15 protein-coding genes are annotated in these 19,421 nt (G+C 61.9%); 13 read left to right on the plus strand and 2 right to left on the minus strand.

What is annotated here, in order from left to right; genetic code table 11:
• The first annotated feature begins 62 nt into the window (after positions 1–62).
• From FQS62_RS06075 to FQS62_RS06110, 8 genes are all read left to right on the plus strand, one after another.
• Entirely contained in the window at positions 63–662 is a 600-nt protein-coding gene (locus FQS62_RS06075; RefSeq protein ID WP_208042978.1) for a hypothetical protein, read from the plus strand.
• Positions 601–2,718 (plus strand): RHS repeat domain-containing protein, encoded by a 2,118-nt coding sequence (locus FQS62_RS06080; protein ID WP_208042977.1) that lies wholly within the window; start codon positions 601–603, stop codon positions 2,716–2,718. The genes FQS62_RS06075 and FQS62_RS06080 overlap by 62 nt, the downstream gene beginning before the upstream one ends.
• A complete protein-coding gene (locus FQS62_RS06085) occupies positions 2,715–6,509 on the plus strand; it encodes an RHS repeat-associated core and ParB-like nuclease domain-containing protein (protein WP_164198009.1) in 3,795 nt (1,264 codons plus the stop codon). The genes FQS62_RS06080 and FQS62_RS06085 overlap by 4 nt, the downstream gene beginning before the upstream one ends.
• A 74-nt stretch (positions 6,510–6,583) precedes the next feature.
• Positions 6,584–7,024, plus strand: a complete 441-nt coding sequence (locus FQS62_RS06090) for a hypothetical protein (RefSeq protein ID WP_141097680.1) — start codon at positions 6,584–6,586, stop codon at positions 7,022–7,024.
• 161 nt (positions 7,025–7,185) lie between these two features.
• A complete protein-coding gene (locus tag FQS62_RS06095) occupies positions 7,186–8,145 on the plus strand; it encodes an RHS repeat-associated core domain-containing protein (protein WP_088480531.1) in 960 nt (319 codons plus the stop codon).
• Complete coding sequence (locus FQS62_RS06100) at positions 8,142–8,519, plus strand: hypothetical protein (protein ID WP_226053558.1); 378 nt, start codon at positions 8,142–8,144, stop codon at positions 8,517–8,519. Before FQS62_RS06095 ends, FQS62_RS06100 begins: the two co-directional genes overlap by 4 nt.
• 490 nt (positions 8,520–9,009) lie before the next feature.
• Positions 9,010–10,050, plus strand: coding sequence for an RHS repeat-associated core domain-containing protein (locus FQS62_RS06105; protein ID WP_200997085.1), 1,041 nt, complete (start codon positions 9,010–9,012; stop codon positions 10,048–10,050).
• Positions 10,051–10,287: a hypothetical protein gene (locus FQS62_RS06110; protein ID WP_080354877.1), complete on the plus strand. Its 237-nt coding sequence runs from the start codon at positions 10,051–10,053 to the stop codon at positions 10,285–10,287. It abuts the gene before it with no gap.
• Positions 10,288–10,680: 393 nt separating this feature from the next.
• Here FQS62_RS06110 and FQS62_RS06115 read toward each other — a convergent pair whose 3' ends face one another.
• On the minus strand, positions 10,681–11,316 hold the full coding sequence (locus FQS62_RS06115) for a GyrI-like domain-containing protein (protein WP_049447006.1): 636 nt from the start codon (positions 11,314–11,316) through the stop codon (positions 10,681–10,683).
• Positions 11,317–11,668: 352 nt separating this feature from the next.
• On the opposite strand from FQS62_RS06115, the gene cyoA reads away from it, so the two are divergent.
• From cyoA to cyoD, 4 genes are read left to right on the plus strand one after another with little or no spacing between them, the layout of a single operon-like run.
• Complete coding sequence (cyoA, locus tag FQS62_RS06120; RefSeq protein ID WP_032127566.1) at positions 11,669–12,709, plus strand: ubiquinol oxidase subunit II; 1,041 nt, start codon at positions 11,669–11,671, stop codon at positions 12,707–12,709.
• Between the two features lie 2 nt (positions 12,710–12,711).
• Positions 12,712–14,709, plus strand: coding sequence for a cytochrome o ubiquinol oxidase subunit I (gene cyoB / locus FQS62_RS06125; RefSeq protein ID WP_049447004.1), 1,998 nt, complete (start codon positions 12,712–12,714; stop codon positions 14,707–14,709).
• On the plus strand, positions 14,706–15,344 hold the full coding sequence (gene cyoC, locus FQS62_RS06130) for a cytochrome o ubiquinol oxidase subunit III (RefSeq protein ID WP_005408583.1): 639 nt from the start codon (positions 14,706–14,708) through the stop codon (positions 15,342–15,344). The genes cyoB and cyoC overlap by 4 nt, the downstream gene beginning before the upstream one ends.
• Complete coding sequence (gene cyoD / locus FQS62_RS06135) at positions 15,344–15,685, plus strand: cytochrome o ubiquinol oxidase subunit IV (RefSeq protein ID WP_014036396.1); 342 nt, start codon at positions 15,344–15,346, stop codon at positions 15,683–15,685. The genes cyoC and cyoD overlap by 1 nt, the downstream gene beginning before the upstream one ends.
• 136 nt (positions 15,686–15,821) lie before the next feature.
• Here the strand turns inward: cyoD and FQS62_RS06140 are convergent, their stop codons facing one another.
• Complete coding sequence (locus FQS62_RS06140) at positions 15,822–17,882, minus strand: putative bifunctional diguanylate cyclase/phosphodiesterase (protein WP_088481086.1); 2,061 nt, start codon at positions 17,880–17,882, stop codon at positions 15,822–15,824.
• Positions 17,883–18,031: 149 nt separating this feature from the next.
• On the opposite strand from FQS62_RS06140, the gene radA reads away from it, so the two are divergent.
• Positions 18,032–19,408: a DNA repair protein RadA gene (gene radA, locus FQS62_RS06145; RefSeq protein ID WP_014646395.1), complete on the plus strand. Its 1,377-nt coding sequence runs from the start codon at positions 18,032–18,034 to the stop codon at positions 19,406–19,408.
• Positions 19,409–19,421 lie beyond the last annotated feature (13 nt).

Genomic DNA, 19,421 nt, shown 5'->3' on the forward strand with positions numbered 1-19,421 from the left:
GCATGCAGGGAAGACGAGTGTCTGGGGCTGCCAGCACGTACAAGTCCCGCAAAGGAGGGGCCTTGAAGGCGCGTGTTCGCAACTGGATCCTCCTGGTCTCAGGTACCTGTGGCCTGACCGCTTTTCATGCACAAGGGCAGGAGGTTCCCAGTTATGCCGAGTCGATCAAGGTTGGAAGTACGGTCGCCCCTCTTGACCAGAATGCCTTTGGCGAGCGCCTGGACAAATACAAGGGGGACCTGTCCTTTCACCAGACCGATCTGGTTCTGAAAGGCACGGGGCCGGATATCGTCATCGGCAGAACGTATGAGCTGGGACGCTATCGAAAGGGCGATGGCCCCCTGGGTTTTGCAGACTGGTCGCCGTCCATACCCCACATGCTCACAAGGGGAAGCGCGGAAAAGCCCTGGCGTGTGGTCCAGCAGGACGCTTTGAAGCGCTGCACCTTCTTCTCCGCAAGTGGGCCGGTCATTCCCATCCCTGTGAGGGAGTGGTGGGAGGGCTACGAGCTCGTTGACGAGCTGGGGCGAACGCAGATGCCGATGCGCCGGGATCCCAACAATCCGGTGGCGCCCTCAAACAATCCGGCAGGCTCCCGTTGTGACCCAGGCGGGCTGGCAGGCGAGCTGCCTGCCGCAGACATCCAATGGGCAGGAGGGTGAGGGCTTCAGCTTCCTGTCTCCAGCAGGCAACCGCTACCGGTTGGATCGTCTGCTGGTCTCCCGCCGATCGCAGGTCCACATCCTCGAGAGGGACCCGGCACCGCCTGTACGCGCACGCGTAAGCACGCTCGCCATGGTTGCCAGTCGAATCGAAGATCGCTTCGGGAATTTTGTCGACTACAACTATGACGGCGACAGACTGATCTCGATAAGCGGCAGCGATGGTCGTCTGGTCACGTTCGAATGGAACGACGATGTCATCACTGCGATGAATGCCAATGGTCGTGTGTGGACCTACAGCTACGCCATCGAGGGGACATCTGCCATCTCCCAGTTCAAGAGCCTGAAATCGGTGACCCAGCCGGATGGAAGCCGTTACACCTTCGATCTGGGCGCGTTCTATTCACTGGTTGCGCCGCCGCCGCCCACGGAATGCGCGCCTCCTGATACTTCAGCCATCAATCGGCCCGTACAGGCTTCGATGGCCGGACCCTCGGGCTTGTCCGCAACCTATCTGCTGAATGTTGCCAGACGTGGGCGATCCAACGTGCCCTACGAATGTGTTCCCGCAAATGCGATGAGCGAAGAACACGTGGTGACCCCTTCCGCCTATGACGTGTATGCGCTGAGTTCAAGAACGTACACCGGTCCAGGCGTAAACCAGACGTGGCAATACGCCTATGGAGCACCCAATCCCAGCTGGACTCATCAGTGCGCTGGGGGGTGTATCCGAACTGTGCAGACGACCGAAACGCTGCCCGGCGGCCGCTGGGTGCGCAGTACCTTCAGCAACGAATGGGGCGCATACGAGGGCAAGCTTGTGGTGGTCGAGGACGGAGGCACAGGAGCTACGCTTCCAACCAGAACGACTCGGTACCATTACGCTCCATCCAGCGGGAATGCCTATCCTGCGGTGCTGGGCGCTGTGCCCGCCAGTTCACCATGGGCGTCAAATTTCGCTCCGCTGAGCAGCCTTACGCCAGTTCACCAGGTGGACATCGAGCTGGATGGTGATTGGTACCGTTCCACCTTCGGGGGCTACAACGCATTTGCGCAACCCTCGTCCCGGTCCGATCTGGATTCCACAGGCGGAGGTCGCACTCTGGATTTCGCGCCCGTGAACAACGTGCAGCATTGGGTGCTGGATCTGCCCGGAACAACATCACTGGCCGGGAATGCGGTTGCTTCCGAGCAGGTGACCTACGACGACAAGGCCCGACCCATATCGGTGAGCATCTTTGGGCGCATTGACCGCACCGCCGAGTACTGGCCCGACGGAAATCTGCGCAGTGTCGTGGACGGCAGGGGCAATGCGACACTCCTTTCAGAGTGGTACCGGGGGACGCCACGCCAAACCGTCTTCGCCGACGGTACCTCCCAGCGTGTCGACGTCGATGCTAATGGCTGGATCACCTCCGTGGTCGATGAGGCCAACAACAAGACCTGCTACGCATTTGATCGTATGGGCCGGATAAGTGGCATCACTTTTCCGGCTGCCACGGCTGGGGTTTGCGACGGCAGCATCAGCAATCCGGTGGCAGTTGCATTCGGACCCGTTGGCAGCGCGGAGCATGGACTTGCTGCAGGGCATTGGCGAAGGACGGAGACGCGAGGCAATGCGGTCAACGAACAGTTCTTCGATGCCCTGTGGCAGCCGGTGCTTTCTGCCAGGCGTGACAACGGACGTGCCGATGCTGTTGCCTGGATTCGGCGCAGCTATGACGAAGCGGGGAGAACTACTTTCGAGTCCTATCCCACACGGACACCGGAAGGCGCGACGTCAGGTGTATGGACCGAATATGACGCTTTGGGACGAGTGAGTTCGACATCCCAAGACAGTGAAGTTGGATTGCTGACCACAGTCACGACCTACCAGGCCGGCAACTCGGCGCTGACCCGACTCCCTGAAGGGCAGGTCACGGCCTATCGATTCGATGGCTATGGTGCTCCGGTGAAAGAGCTTCCTGCGGTCATTGATCGTCCCGAATCGGCCCGGACGTCCATCCAGCGCGACGCGTGGGGCAAGCCCTTGAGCATTGAAAGGAGCAAGCGATGAGCCGTACTGGACCGATTCGGCAATCGTGCTTCGTCTGGCGCCCGGGGCTGCATGCCGCGGTACTCGTGGTATCGCTTTTGTCGTGCGTATCAGCATTCGCCGCCCCGCCACGATGTGAGGATGGGAGCCGGCCGCATCCAACGAAAGGTTGTCCGGAAGACTACGAACCCCTGCCAGGTTCGCTTCAAAGGCAGTCGACCTACATCTCGATGTCGGTGCCCACGCAGATGGTGGTCGGGCAGCTCTATGCAGTCAGTGTCACCTACAAGAACATTGGCAAGGCCACATGGACGAATGATCAGAATTTCAGGCTGGGCTCCTGGTATCCGCCTGACAATCTGACCTGGGGAACTTCCCGGGCCAACCTGCCGGGGCCCGTCGCACCCAACGAGACGGTGACTATCCCCTTTACCGTGCGAGCCCCTACACAGCCCGGTCAGCACGGATTCCAGTGGCGGATGGTGCAGGACGGAGTGGAGTGGTTCGGCGGTGAAACGCCCGCGCCGATGGTCAATGTCGTTGCTTCCAACGTTACGGGCTACATCGACGGAATGTCTGGAGCCCACCTGGTAGGATGGGCCTGCTCGACGGGGATCGAAACTCCGATTGACGTCCATCTCTATGTGGGGGGCGCTGCTGGGCAGGGGGTTGGTGTCTCCTCGACCCGAGCAGATCTGCCTGCCGGTGCCGGCGTAGCGTCCGCTTGCGGGACGCAGGGTGACGCACACGGTTTCCGCATACCCATTGATGGCGGGCTGATCGCAGCGCATCAGGGGAAAACCATCCATGTGCACGGCATTTCGCCCGTTGGAGCAGCCAACTACGAGATAGGGCGCTCAGGCGTGTTCGTGGTGCCGGCCAACCAGCAGCCTGTCGTAACGCTGGTATCTCCGGCGCATGGCGCCGTGTACTCAGAAGGCACGGTCATTCGTCTCTCTGCAACGGCCAGCGATGCGGACGATGGCGTTGCATCGGTGAGCTTCGTCGTGGACGGCGCCACGATCGGCGTGACGTCCCCGCCCAATCACTTTGTTGACTGGGTGGTATCACCGGGTAGCCATACGGTGCAGGCATCTGTACGCGATACGCGTGGAGCGGTGGCGTTGAGTGACTCCAGGACCGTGCACGCATCAAAGGTCTCAGGTGCGATCACGGGTCTGCGGGACGGCAATATCGTCGGCTGGGCCTGCTCGACGCATGTGCCTGGGCCGATCAAAGTGCGTGTGTTCATTGGAGGGCCTGAGGGCGCAGGACTATCTGCTGGAGAGTATCTGGCTGACCGGGCAGGTCCCACTGAAAGGGCGGCCCAGTGCGCAACGGGGAGCGCGCATGACTTCCTGATCACTCCTTCGGCTGAGGTGCTTCAGGCTGGCTTGGGAAAGACCATTCACGCCTATGGTGTTTCCGCGCTGACCGGACAGCCGGTTGCGCTCGAAGGCTCAGGGCATCACGCGCTCTCAGCGAACCAGGCGCCAGTCGTCCGCATCACCGCCCCGCAAGCGACGACTGCACTGACCACGCCTGCGACCACGCTCTTCAGCGCCTCGGCGAGCGACGCCGACGGCGTTGTCAGTGATGTCAGGCTTTACCGGGACGGAGCGCTTGTCGCGGAATTGTCCTCGGCTCCCTATCAGGTGCAGCTGACGGGGCTGGGCGAAGGACCGCACACGCTGCGCGCCGTTGCCCGCGACTCCAGGGGGGCATCGGGTAGCGACGAGATCACGATCAGCGTGAGCGCGCCGCAGTCACCCGCCAGTGCTGCTCGGCGATACGTGTATGACGCCCAGCAGCGACTATGCAAGGTGATCGAGCCGGAAACCGGTGCGACCGTGATGGAGTATGACGGGGCTGGCAATGTGATCTGGTCTGCTGCGGGCCTGGCACTGCCGGATGCCGGGCGCTGTGATCGCGAATCGGCCTGGTCTTCTGGACGTCGGGTCGATCGCGTCTACGACGTGCGAAACCGCCTTGTGGAACTGCGCTTTCCTGATGGCAGGGGCAATCAGCGCTGGGAGTACACGCCTGACGGGCTTCCCTCGAAGGTGATCACCAGCAACGATGGACCGAACGCCGCGGTCGTCAACAGCTATCGATACTCACCAAGCCGGCAGCTCATATGGGAAGAGTCGACCCTCGATGGCGGCAGTCCGCTTTCAATAGGCTATGGCCGCGATCGAAACGGAAATCTGTCCAGCGAGACACGACCAGGAGGGCTGACACTGAGCTATGAGCCCGACGCTCTTGGCCAGGCCAGACGAATCTCTGACAGTGCTGGGACGCTCTATGCCGAGAACATCGCCTGGCATCCCAACGGTGCGCTCGCTGGCATGCGCTATGGCAATGGCATCGAGCATCAGGGTGTGCTCAATGCGCGGATGCTTCCGTCGCAATTAAAGGACGGCACTGCCAGCGAGCTTCTGTATCAGTACGGCGCCAATGGTGACGTTTCGGCAATCATCGATCGGCAGCAGGGAACTGCGCATGACATCCGCATGGGTTACGACAGTCAGGGCAGGCTGACGCTTGCGCAGTCGGCTTCCTTCGGGGGCGATGGCGCATTCCGCTACACCTATGACGTGCAGGACAATCTACTGAGCGTGCAGCTGGGCGGCGTGCGCAGCCAGCAGTTCTGGTATGACGCGCGCAACCAGCTGACCAATGTCCGCGATGCTGCTGGCGCGACGGTGACCGGATTGGCCTGGGATGTTCAAGGCAATCTCTCGCTGCGCAACGGGCGCAAGTACGACTTCGACTTTGGCAACAGGCTGCGCGAGGTGAAGGAGGCCGAGCGCTATGCCTACGATGCCTATGGGCGGCGTGCCGTGGCGTACGATGCCCAGGGGCAACGCCTGCGCGCGATGTATTCGTTGGCCGGGCAGCTGGTGCATGAGGAGCGACGAGGCAAGGGCGCCTCGGAGTACATCCATGTAGGTGGTCGACTGCTGGCCACCCGCAGCCCGACGGGTGTTACCTGGACGCATGTGGATGCACTGGGCAGCCCGGTTGCGGTCACGGACAACACAGGAAGTGTTGTCGAGCGACGCCGGTTTGAGCCGTATGGTGCCGAGTTGGGCGGGCAGGTCAAGGACAGGCCGGGGTACACCGGGCATGTGAGCGATTCGGCCACAGGGCTGAGCTACATGCAGCAGCGGTACATGGATGCGCTGTTGGGGGTGTTCCTGTCGGTGGATCCGGTGACGGCATATGAGCAGCCAGTTGGGCAGTTCAATCGCTATCGGTATGCGAGCGGGAATCCGTATAAGTTCACGGATCCCGATGGGCGGATGAGTCGTAAGGATATTGAGGCGGCAAACCAATCTTTCCTCCTTGAGAAAAGCAAGAGGCCTGTCGATCGCCTTGTGGATATGGTCGCTTCGACGATTCAGGATGCTAGGGGCGATATTAAGGAAATTTCTTCGGCGGCCCATTCTGGGTCCGGGGAGGTTCCGATTGCGGCAGTGATCAGCATTGCGTCAATGGCAACTCCGGTTGGCCCGGAGATCAGGCCGGCTGTTGCCGAGGTGAGAAGCCTCATCGCGACTCACGGGAGGACCATGAGCAATAAAGCCCTGGATCGCCTTGTGAAAAGTATAAGAAGCGATGGAGCTGTGAGAGAGTCTCTGGTTGTCACGCGACATGAAGGGGCGCTTTACATTCTAGATGGTCACCATCGCGCATTGGCCGCGCCGCGAGCGGGAGTGTCTGAGGTCCCTGTAAGAGAGGTTCAGTTGCCGTGGGGGGCATATAAGAGCCCGGCGGATTTGGTGTATTCTGCGGGGCCTGGATACTGATATGGGTGTGAGGATTTGTCATATAGAGATCTTCATAGGGAAGGTCTCAAAATTTATATTTGACGGGGTTTCATGTGAATTCATTTGATCGTGTTGCCGCGGCCTTGGTTTCTGCAAGAAATTTTCTCCTTGTCGGGGGGCGGGCTGGTGATGCGCTAGCTGCTCTGAGTGGGGTTTCGGGAGACGTCGAAGCCATTGAGGTGATTCCCGCAAGGGCGTTGATTGAGTTTGCAATTGACGCTGCTGTTGCTAGTGTTTCTAATGGGAATATTCGCGGAGCTGTAATTATTTTAAATGTAGTTCACAATATTCCTTTGAGTGTCGAGAGGCTTGGAAATTGGGACTTCGATTATTTTGTGTCCGTTGAGGTTTCAGAGCTTTTGGATAATTATTCGTTTCTTGATGATGCGGAAGTGATGGTCCTTGCGCTATTTCGTGCTTCTGTAGATATCCGTGGATTTGGCGCATTTGGCGCACTTGGCTCTGAGAGTCTCGGGCCCGTTCCTTGCGAGTAGTGCCTGTCTGGCCCGTTGTTAGCCGCTTTGTTTGCTCGTGTGGCCTGTTTGCTGGATTCGTAATAAGTAGGTCACAGGCTCGACTCCTGTTCCCGGTGTCAGTTGCATGAAATGCTCCTGCCTAGGTCGGGGCTATTTGTCTCGGCTATGGGTGGCGTGCGGTGGCCTACGACGCCCAGGGGCAACGCCTGCGCGCGATGTATTCGTTGGCCGGGCAGGTGGTGCATGAAGAGCGACGAGGCAAGGGCGCCTCGGAGTACATCCATGTAGGTGGTCGACTGCTGGCCACCCGCAGCCCGACGGGTGTTACCTGGGTGCATGTGGATGCACTGGGCAGCCCGGTCGCTGTCACGGATGGCACAGGAAGTGTTGTTGAGCGACGCCGGTTTGAGCCGTATGGTGCCGAGTTGGGCGGGCTGGTCAAGGACGGGCCGGGGTACACCGGGCATGTGAGCGATTCGGCCACAGGGCTGAGTTACATGCAGCAGCGGTACATGGATCCGCAGTTGGGTGTGTTCCTGTCGGTGGATCCGGTGACGGCGTATGAGCAGCCTGTTGGGCAGTTCAATCGGTATCGGTATGCGAACGGGAATCCGTACAAGTTTACGGATCCCGACGGCAGACAGGCAGTCCCTGGCCAGCCGCTTGTCTTCTACCAGACAACTACGCGTACGACGACCGGCAGTGGGGCGGTCGATGTCGTGAGGACGAATGTTTCCAATTATGGAATCGTCCATGGAACACGGACGGAAGTTCGTGGAACAGTCACCCTTCTACCTCAGAAGTCATTGGGTGGTGCGCCAGCCAATCCCGGATCTGAAGTGACGACCAAATTGCTCAACTTCAGTGATAAATCTGGCAAGAATGTCGAAGTTACTAGCGGCCAAAGAACGGTGGATCAAAATCGAACGGTGGGTGGCGCGAGTCGGAGCCAGCACCTGCAGGACAACGCGGCAGATATACGGATCAATGGGAGCACAGCTAAGCAGACCGCTGATGCGGCCCATAGCTCCGGCGAATTCAATCGGGTCAATCAATATACTGATGGACGTGGCGTGCATGTAGATCTTAAGCAGGATGGAACGCAGGGACGCTTCACTGACTGGAAACCCAAAGAATGAAGATCATCTCCGGCGGAGCTTGGCTCGTGATGCTAGTGGCATGCAGTCCTGCTCCCTCCGACGTAGTGAATGTGGCGAAGCATACGCCTACTGAAGCTGTTCCCTTGGTGGCAGGAGTTGATGCCAATAGTGGCTCACTTGCGGGCCTGCGTATTGGGATGACCAAGAGCCAACTTTTAAAGGCCGGGAATCCCATAATTGAACGATCGGTTATGCAGGAAGGCGACGAATATATAGTCATGGATGTCTCGTTGCCCGACGGTTTGGTTGTCGAATGCTGGTTCGATCAAGGCCGGATAGAGAGGCTGAGAACTAGGTCCGAGGGATTGGTAGATGAGAAGGGAATTGGCGTTGGCTCCACGCTAGTGCGCTGAAGGCTGCCTATCCGAACGGTCGTCTTGTCACGGGAAATGAAGACGGTAGGCGCTATGCCAACTTTGTCAATCGCTCCAGAGTGGTCTTCGAGATGGACATGGCTGGGCTTCCTCATGCGTGTTTCCAGGACGAAAGCGCGGGATGTGAGGCGTCCCCGGACTTGCGTGTGCATGGCGTTGTCGTGCATTCCGGTCCAAGCACGTAGGGCCCGCGTTCTAAGCAAGTATGGTGACCGGATTGGCTTGGGATGTTTAAGGCAATCTCCCGCTGCGCAACGGGCGCATGTACGACTTCGACTTTGGAAACAGGCTGCGCGAGGTTAAGGAGGCGGAGTGCTATGCCTACGACGCCCAGGGGCAACGCCTGCGCGCGATGTATTCGTTGGCCGGGAAGGTTGCATGAGAAGCCCCGGCCTAGGTCGGGGCTTTTCGTCTCGGCTATGGGTGGTGTGCGGTGGCGTACGATGCCCAAGGGCAACGCCTGCGCGCGATGTATTCGTTGGCCGGGCAGCTGGTGCATGAAGAGCGACGAGGCAAGGGCGCTTCGGAGTACATCCATGTAGGTGGTCGACTGCTGGCCACCCGCAGCCCGACGGGTGTTACCTGGACGCATGTGGATGCGCTGGGCAGCCCAGTTGCGGTTACGGACAACACAGGAAGTGTTGTCGAGCGACGCCGGTTTGAGCCGTATGGTGCCGAGTTGGGCGGGCAGGTCAAGGACAGGCCGGGGTACACCGGGCATGTGAGCGATTCGGCCACAGGGCTGAGCTACATGCAGCAGCGGTACATGGATCCGCAGTTGGGTGTGTTCCTGTCCGTGGATCCGGTGACGGCTTACGCAAACCCAGTTGGTATGTTCAACCGCTACAGATACGCATCGGGGAACCCTTACCGATATACGGACCCTGATGGCCGCTGTGATACATCTTTCTGCCAGTTCTGGGGAGGAGTTGGACGCGCGGTCGGTGATGCTGCCTACAGCATTGGCCGGAATGCTGGCCCGAGCGTATACGGCACCGTAGATATGTCCCGAACGCGGGAGCTAAATGGCGGCCCGTTGTTTGGTGCGCCGGCGAGTCAAGTTGGGCAAGGTGGCTACAAATTCGGTTCCGCACTAATGGTTGCGGAAGGGATGCGGGGCGCTGGTCAGGCCGTCGGAGGGCTCGCAACGGCTGAAGCTCGATTGGCGAACAGTGCATTGGTAGTTCGAGGTGGCTCCGCTCAGGGAGCAAATTCAGCGGCCGGAATTGGGAAGGGTACCGGCCAGCATCCAGCAGGGCCCTTCGGTTTCTCCGCAGAGAGTGCAAATGGATCGTCGTTCTGCCAGTTGTGCAGCAATATAACTCACAATCAGGTCGGTGTTTCCACGGTTGGGCAGGTAAGGGCTGCGGGAGGTGATGTCATCTCGACAGGCGGGGTCTCGCCGACGCACGCAACAGTTGTAGGGCTTGAGCCGGAAGCAGCGAGCCGGTTGTTTTCCCCTACAGTATCCAATCCGGTTCCGGCCGTTGAAAGGCTGCAGAGGCCATAGATGTCTGAGCTCAGAATATTTGTCGACTTCAACAATAGAGATGCTGATGGCTTCTTGAGGCTTAACCTCACGGGGACGCTGGAGGATCTGAGAAGAGAGCAACTGGTTCTCGAAGAGGGGATGCCCGCTACAGGATCAGACGGTGATCTCACTGCTAAGATCATCGTTGTTGCACCTGGAATTGAAGGCGTATGGCGGGGGAGGATCGTTGAAGGTCCTTGGGAGGAGGGGGCATAAACTGGTACCCGTTGTTGGTTAGGTTGGGAGACGCTCCCCGCCCGATCGGGGGAAGCAAGAGCCAAGCCCAAATGACAGGCCCGCTGGCTTCCGGATCCTACCCAAGGAGGGCTTTGGGGATGAACGGTGAAAGCTGCGCTTCTGGCCAGAATTGTGGAAAGAATGTGGGCGAGCGTGGCTGAAGATGCTCTGTGACATCTGCGCCGGTATGGCCGACTGCTGCATGGCGTGTTTGGCCTTGGCGCCGCTTGGCTGCTGTTGCGGTTCAGTTGGCGAGTCACCTTTGCGTAGGTCGCAGGTTCGACTCCTGGTTCCGGCACCAGTTGTAATGAGAAGCCCTGGCCTTGGTCGGGGCTTTTTGTTTGGGCATTTGAAGCAATCACAGTCCTTACGTTATGAGCGCGAACTCTTATCAGGTTCAAGCGCCCGCACCGGCTGCCGAAGCACAGTCTTCAACCGCGCTGCGTCGGTCCTGCGCGGATCGCTCAGGTAGATCTCGTGATGGGGGCCGGCGAAGGTGTATCCCAGAGATGGCATCAGTTCGTCGTGCAGACGGGCCAGGGCCGGACCCTCGTCATCGTAGGCGCCTACATGCAGGGTCTGCAGGCAGAGGCCCTCTTCAAGAATTTCATGGCGAAAGCTGGCCGGAACGTCGCCTAGTTTCTTCGCCGCCTTGGCGATGGCAGCCTCCAGCTGTGCTGGACTGATCCCGTCCGGCGTACGGATCATCACCGTCCACCTCCACTCATCCTTGCGGCGTGCCACAAAGCTCGACGGATCCTCGGCGGTCCAAAGCGCTTCCAGCGGCGGCACCACGTAGTCCTGGCCCCCGGCCTTCAGCGCGAACTTCAGTGCATAGCTCACCGAGTACAGCCACTGCACCGCCTGCACATACGCGGGGGCGGTATTCGGATCGCCGCGACCGTCGACCATCAGGTAGGGCAGGGGCGGCACGTCCACCGTCACGAACCGGCCTGCCGGAGGCTGGTACAACGCGCGATCGCGCTCCTTGAAGTCGATCTTGTCCATGGGGCTTCCTCCGACGCCGAGCATCCCATGCATTGCCCGCGCGCGCGTGTCTGAACATGTTCAGGTCACTTTGCCGAACACGGGCGGAGCAGGCACCATCGCCCGATCCCAGGATGCCGCCCCCGGGTGTTCTGCCCGCCGCGCCCGCGCGGTGCGACAACGTGTCGCAGCCAGAATCGGGCCTTTCCTGCGCTCGATCAATGTCAATGCCTTTCTTAAATGATGGGTGACGGCCTAAAATTGAAAGGCTGACTCGACCCCACCTCCCTACCTGTCTTCCGGACCGGTGGGACCGGCTTTGGCCGGAACAGGCAGGACGGGGAACGGCATTCCCTCGCAATTGGATCGACCGATGATTCCGTTGAAAACCCTTGGGCGCTGGTTGCGCCCGGGCCTGCTGCTGTCGTTGCTGGTGATGCTCACCGGCTGCGATGCCGTGGCCATCCTCAGTCCGAAGGGCCAGATCGGCCAGGATGAGAAGACCCTGCTGATCACGGCCACCGTGCTCATGCTGCTGGTCGTCATCCCGGTCATCATCATGACCCTGACCTTCGCGTGGAAGTATCGCGCCTCCAACACCAAGGCCCGTTACGAGCCGAAGTGGTCCCACTCGACGGCGATCGAGGTGGTGGTGTGGTCCATTCCCTGCATGATCGTGCTGGTACTGGCGGTCCTGACCTGGCGCTCGTCGCACGCACTGGACCCGTACAAGCCGCTGGATTCGGACGTCAAGCCGGTCACCATCGAGGCGATCTCGCTGGACTGGAAGTGGCTGTTCATCTATCCGGAAGAGAAGGTGGCGGTCGTCAACGAAATCAAGTTCCCGGTCAACACGCCGCTGAACTTCAAGATCACGTCCGATTCGGTGATGAATGCCTTCTTCATCCCGCACCTGGGCAGCATGATCTACTCGATGGCTGCGATGGAGACCAAGCTCCACCTGATCGCCAACGAGACCGGTGAATTCCCGGGCATGTCCTCGCACTACAGCGGCGCGGGCTTCGCCAAGATGCACTTCACCGCCTACTCGGTCACCGATGCCGAATACCGCCAGTGGCTGGACCAGGTCCGCGCCGGCGAGCAGACCCTGGACAAGGCCTCGTTCAAGGCCCTGGGTGAAGCACGCAACGCCGAGTGGTATCCGGTCACTTACTTCGGCAAGACCGAAGAAGGCCTGTTCGACTGGGTCATCGCCAAGCACATGGGCGACAACAAGCACTACGGCATGAAGCACGAACACGCCGGTGCCGCCGCTGCCGATGCCGCCAGCCATGAAGCGCATGAGGGCCACGCCCCCAGTGACGCGCATGATTCCAAGGAATCGGGTGAAAACCTGGATGCCAACGAACACGAACACGCAGGCCATGCTGGCCACGCGGGTTCGGGAGAATGAACATGTTGGGAAAACTCTCTCTTGAGTCGATCCCCCACGATCCGATCGTCCTGACGACGTTGATCGGCGCGGTGCTGGGTGGCCTGGGCGTGATGGCCCTGATCACCAAGTTCAAGCTGTGGGGCTATCTGTGGAAGGAGTGGTTCACCTCGGTGGATCACAAGAAGATCGGCGTGATGTACCTCATCGTCGCCTTCGTCATGCTGCTGCGCGGTTTCTCCGACGCCATCATGATGCGTACCCAGCAGGCGCTTGCCGTCGGCGGGTCCGAGGGTTACCTGCCGCCGCACCACTACGACCAGATCTTCACCGCCCACGGCGTGATCATGATCTTCTTCGTGGCGATGCCGTTGATCACCGGCCTGATGAACCTGGCCGTGCCGCTGCAGATCGGTGCGCGCGACGTCGCGTTCCCGTTCGTCAACTCGCTCAGCTTCTGGCTGTTCGTGTCCGGCGCGGTGCTGATCATGCTGTCGCTGTGGATCGGTGAGTTCGCTGCCACCGGCTGGCTGGCGTTCCCGCCGTTGTCGGGCATCGAATACAGTCCAAGCGTCGGCATGGACTATTACATCTGGGGTCTACAGGTCGCAGGCCTGGGTACCACGCTGAGCGGTATCAACTTCTTCATCACCATCCTGAAGATGCGTACCCCCAGCATGAAGCTGATGCAGATGCCGGTGTTCACCTGGACTGCCCTGGTGACCAACGTGCTGATCGTCGCCGCCTTCCCGGTGCTGACCATCACCCTGGTGCTGCTGACCCTGGACCGTTACCTGGGTACGCACTTCTTCACCAATGACGGTGGCGGCAACGCCATGCTGTACATCAACCTGATCTGGATCTGGGGTCACCCGGAGGTGTACATCCTGGTCCTGCCGGCGTTCGGTGTGTTCTCCGAAGTCATCGCGACCTTCTCGCGCAAGGCGCTGTTCGGCTACAAGGGCATGGTCTACGCCACCGCCTGCATCGGCGTGCTGTCGTTCATCGTGTGGCTGCACCACTTCTTTACCATGGGCTCGGGTGCCAACGTCAATGCCTTCTTCGGCATCACGACGATGATCATCTCGATCCCGACCGGCGTGAAGATCTTCAACTGGCTGTTCACCATGTTCCGCGGCCGCGTGCACTTCACCACCCCGGTGCTGTGGACCATCGGCTTCATGGTCACCTTCGTCATCGGCGGCATGACCGGCGTGATGCTGGCGATCCCGGCCATCGACTTCGTGCTGCACAACAGCCTGTTCCTGATCGCCCACTTCCACAACGTCATCATCGGCGGCGTGGTGTTCGGCATGTTCGCCGGCATCACCTACTGGTGGCCGAAGATGTTCGGCTTCCGCCTCAATGAGTTCTGGGGCAAGTGCGCGTTCTGGTGCTGGTTCATCGGCTTCTACGTGACCTTCATGCCGATGTACGTGCTGGGCTTCATGGGCATGACCCGTCGTCTGCAGAGCACCGTCAACCCGGCTTACGAGCCGCTGCTGTTGATCGCCGCTGCAGGTGCCTTCATCGTGGGTGCCGGCATCCTGTGCCAGATCATCCAGGTGGCCGTGTCGATCCGCGACCGCAAGAAGACCGTCGACCTGACCGGCGACCCGTGGGATGCCCGTACGCTGGAGTGGGAAACCTCTTCGCCGCCGGCCTTCTACAACTTCGGCACCCTGCCGGAAGTCACCGAGCTGGACGATTTCTGGGAGCGCAAGCAGCGTGGTGAAGCCTGGCCGAAGCCGGCCAAGTACACCGACATCCACATGCCGCGCAACACCGGCACGGGCGTTGTCATCGGTGCCTTCAGCCTGGTGTTCGGCTTCGCGATGATCTGGCACATCTGGTGGCTGGCCATCGTCGGCTTCGTCGGCATGATCGCCACGTTCATCTACCGCACCTTCGACCAGGACGTGGACTACTGGGTCCCGGCCGCCGAGGTGGAACGCATCGAGAACGAACACCGCAAGCACCTGGAAGCCCAGGGCCTGGTGAAGTCGGAGCTGAAGGCATGAGCACCAATACCTCGACCCTGAGCCACGGGCACGCCGCGCACGCGGCGGCCCATGGCCATGACGACCACGAGCACCACGACACCGGCGGCAACACCGTCTTCGGTTTCTGGGTGTACCTGATGAGCGACTGCCTCATCTTCGCCTCGCTGTTCGCCACCTACGTGGTGCTGGCAGGCGGTACCGATGGTGGCCCGACCGCGAAGGACCTGTTTGAACTGCCGTTCGTGGCGTGGGAAACCGCGCTGCTGCTGACCTCGTCGCTGACCTTCGGCCTGGGCATGATCGCCATGCACCGCAAGCAGATGGGCCAGATGTACCTGTGGCTGGGCATCACCTGGCTGCTGGGCTTCGGCTTCATGTGCATGGAAGTGTGGGAGTTCCAGCACCTGATCCACCAGGGCTACGGTCCGGACCGCAGTGCCTTCCTGTCGGCGTTCTTCGCCCTGGTCGGTACCCACGGCCTGCACGTCAGCGCCGGCCTGCTCTGGCTGCTGGTGATGTTCGTGCAGCTGAAGAAGTACGGCCTGACCCCGACCAACAAGACCCGCATGGCGTGCCTGAGCCTGTTCTGGCACTTCCTGGACCTGATCTGGATCGGCGTGTTCTCCGTCGTCTACCTCAATGGAGCGCTGTAATGGCACATGACAACCATGCACACGACCACGCAGCCGGCGGCGAGAGCCACGGCAGCGTCAAGTCCTACCTGATCGGCTTCGTGCTGGCGGTGGTGCTGACCGTCATCCCGTTCTGGATGGTGATGTCGGGCGACTTCTCGCGCACCGTCAACGGTGTGGTGATCGCGGTCACCGCGGTGCTGCAGATGCTGGTCCATCTGGTGTTCTTCCTGCACCTGGACCGCTCTTCGGAAAGCCGCTGGAACGTCAACGCTGCGGCCTTCACCGTGGTGGTGATCGGCATCATCGTGATCGGGACCCTGTGGGTCATGCACAACATGAACGTGCACATGATGCACTGACGTCCTGGCGACGTTGTCACGCAGAAAGGCCGCCCTCGGGCGGCCTTTTTGTTTGTCGCGCCCACCTGGTATGGCGCGCGCGGTGGTAGTGCCGGCCGCTGGCCGGCAATCGCGGGAGGCCGGCCAGCGGCCGGCTCTACCCCGCCACGCGGCGCAGGAATTCCTCGGCCTCCATCGGCCGGCCCAGGTGGTAGCCCTGCAGCTGGTCACACCCCAGTTCGCTCAGGTACTCGCGCTGCGCCTGTGTCTCCACGCCTTCGGCCACCACCTGCAGCTGCAGGGTGCGGCCCAGGGCGATGATCGACGACACGATGGCTGCGTCCTCGTCATTGCATTCCAGATCGCGCACGAACGCGCGGTCGATCTTCAGTTCGGTCGCCGGCATCCGCTTCAGGTACAACAGGCTCGAATAGCCGGTGCCGAAATCGTCGATGGCGATATGCACGCCCATCGCGGTCAGATCGTTGAGGATCGCCAGGCTGGCGTCAACGTCCTTCATCGCCGTGGTCTCGGTGATCTCCAGGGTCAGCCGTGCCGGCTCGATGCGGTGCCGTTCGAGCACCTCGCGCACGCTGTCCAGCAGGGCCGGCGAAGAAAACTGCAGCGGCGACAGGTTGACCGCCATGGACCACGCCGTGTGCCCGGCATCGTGCCACGCCCGCAGCTGGGCACAGGCCCGATCCAGCACCCAGTCGCCGATGGGCAGGATCAGGCCGCTGCGCTCGGCGATGGGAATGAACACGTCCGGCGCCAGCAGGCCCAGCTCCGGGTGCTGCCAGCGCAGCAGGGCCTCGGCGCCAGTGGCCGGTGCGCCGGCGGCCGGGAACTTGGGCTGGTAATGCAGGACCAGTTCATTGCGCGTCACGGCCTTGCGCAGGTCCTGCAGCAGGCGCAGCTGGCGGTTGGCGCTGAGCTGCATCGACGGGGTGAAGAACGTATAGCCGTTCCGGCCCGTTTCCTTGGTGTGGTACATCGCGGCATCGGCGTGTGCCATCAGCTCGCGCTCGTTGCCGGCGTCATCCGGATACAGGGCGATGCCCAGGCTGGCGCTGACCTGCAGCTCGGCTGCATCCAGCAGGAACGGTTCGCCAGCCGCTGCGATGATCCGCTCGGCCACCACCACCGCATCGTCGGGAATGTCGATGGCCAGCACGATCACGAACTCGTCACCGCCGAGGCGGGCGAAGGTGTCCTGCGGCCGCAGCAGGCCGCCGATACGCTGCGCCACCGCCACCAGCAGGCGATCACCCAGCTGGTGCCCGTAGGCATCATTGACCGCCTTGAACCCGTCCAGGTCGCAGAACATCACCGCCACCGCATGGTTGCGGCGCCGCGCCTTCTCGATGGCCTGCTCGATGCGGTCCTGCAGCAGCATGCGGTTGGGAAGCTGGGTCAACGGGTCGTGCAGGGCGGCCTGGATCAGCTTGTCGTTGGCGTGCGCCAGTGAATCGGCCAGCAGCCCGGTGCGCACACGCATCTGCCGGTCGAACAGCGAGGCGACCAGGGCGATGCCCAGCGTGGCCACGGTGGTGACGATCACCAGTACCGCCAGCCAGCGCGTGTCGATGCCGCCACTGCCGACCGCACCACAGATGCTGCCTTCGGGGAAGCGCGCCGCGGCCATGCCGGTGTAGTGCATGCCGACGATCGCCAGGCCCATCACCAGTGAGGCAAGCAGGCGCAGGCGCGTGGTGTTGCGCTGCTCGGCACGCAGCCGGAAGGCGATCCACAGCGCGGCACCGGCGGCGCCGATGGCTACCGCGATGGAGGCGGCAAACCAGCCCGGGTGATAGTCGATGCCCGGTTGCATGCGCATGGCGGCCATGCCGAGGTAGTGCATGGTGGCAATGCCCAGGCCCATCAGCACGGCGCCGGCCAGCAGCCGGCGCCACGGCAGGCTGGGACGCGATACCAGCCACAGGGCGTAGGCCGAGGCGCCGATCGACACGGCCAGCGAGTACAGGGTGATGCCGAGGTCGTAGCCAACCGGGATCGGCAGGTCGAAGGCCAGCATGCCGATGAAATGCATCGACCAGATACCCAGGCCCATCGCCGCCGCGCCGCCGGCCAGCCACCAGCGGGCAACGCGGCCCTCGGCCGTGGCCAGGCGGCCGGCCATGTCCAGCGCCGTATACGAAGCAAGAATGGCCACCAGCAGGGAGATGGCGACCAGGCTCTGACTGTAACTGCCAGTCATGTTGAATCCAGAGGGAGAGGGAGGGGCGCCCGCAAGGCGCACGCCCGCGACAGCTATCGGCGCGGGCGGGCAGGACTTGAGCGGTCGCAGCACCTGCGACCCGGCTCGGCTATCCTGCCACGCCTGTTCCCGTTGCTGGAAATCATCCAATGGCAAAAGCCCGCACCGCCTACGTCTGCAATGAATGCGGCGCCGAATTCAGCAAGTGGCAGGGCCAATGCACCGAGTGCAACGCCTGGAACTCGCTGTCGGAAATCGTGCTGGAAAGTGCCGCGGCGGCCAAGGCGCCGGCTTCGCGCCGGGCAGGCTGGGCCGGCAAGATCGACCCGCCGAAGATCACCGCCCTCAAGGATGTGGAGCAGACCGAGCATCGTCGGGTCTCGACCGGCATCGGCGAGTTCGACCGCGTGCTGGGCGGTGGCCTGGTCGAGGGCGCGGTGGTGCTGGTCGGCGGCGACCCCGGCATCGGCAAGTCGACCCTGCTGCTGCAGGCAGTGGCGAAGATGGCGGCCGAACTGCCGGTGCTGTACGTCACCGGCGAGGAGTCGCTGGCCCAGGTGGCCGGCCGCGCGCATCGCCTGGAGCTGCCGCTGGATGGCGTCAATGCGCTGGCCGAGACCGGGGTCGAGTCGATCCTGCAGCATGCGTCCAAGGCCGGCCCGCGGCTGATCGTGGCCGACTCGGTGCAGACCCTGTGGACCGAGAGCCTGACCGCCGCGCCGGGCTCGGTCAGCCAGGTGCGCGAGAGTGCGGCGCGGCTGGTGCGTTTCGCCAAGGAGACCGGCACCGCCGTGTTCCTGGTCGGTCACGTGACCAAGGAGGGCGGCATCGCCGGCCCGCGCGTGCTGGAACACATGGTCGATGCGGTGCTCTATTTCGAAGGCGAGAGCGGTAGCCGCTTCCGTCTGCTGCGCGCCTTCAAGAACCGCTTCGGTGCGGTCAACGAACTGGGTGTGTTCGCGATGGGCGACAAGGGCCTGAAGGAGGTCTCCAACCCCTCGGCGATCTTCCTGTCCGGCGGCAGCACCCATCAACCGGGAAGCTGCGTGATGGTCACCCGCGAGGGCACGCGGCCGCTGCTGGTGGAGGTACAGGCACTGGTCGATGCATCGCCGCTGTCGAACCCGCGCCGTGTCGCGGTCGGCCTGGAACAGAACCGCTTGGCCATGCTGCTGGCGGTGCTGCATCGCCACGGCGGCGTACTGGTCGGCGACCAGGACGTGTTCGTCAACGTGGTCGGTGGCATCCGCGTGCAGGAAACCGCGGCCGATCTGCCGGTGCTGCTGGCGGTATTGTCCTCACTGCAGGATCGGCCGCTGGCGGAGAAGACCATCGCCTTCGGCGAAGTCGGTCTGTCCGGCGAGATCCGCCCGGTGCCCAATGGCGAAGACCGCCTGCGCGAGGCCGCCACCCACGGTTTCAAGCGTGCCATCGTGCCCAAGGCCAATGCGCCCAAGGGCGGTTCGGTGAAGGGTATGGAAGTGATCGCGGTGGAGCGGCTGTCCGAGGCCATCGACGCGGCGTGATGCCGGCCCTGTA

It is taken from the genome of Stenotrophomonas sp. SBJS02, assembly GCF_020428325.2.
GTDB lineage: Bacteria > Pseudomonadota > Gammaproteobacteria > Xanthomonadales > Xanthomonadaceae > Stenotrophomonas > Stenotrophomonas africana.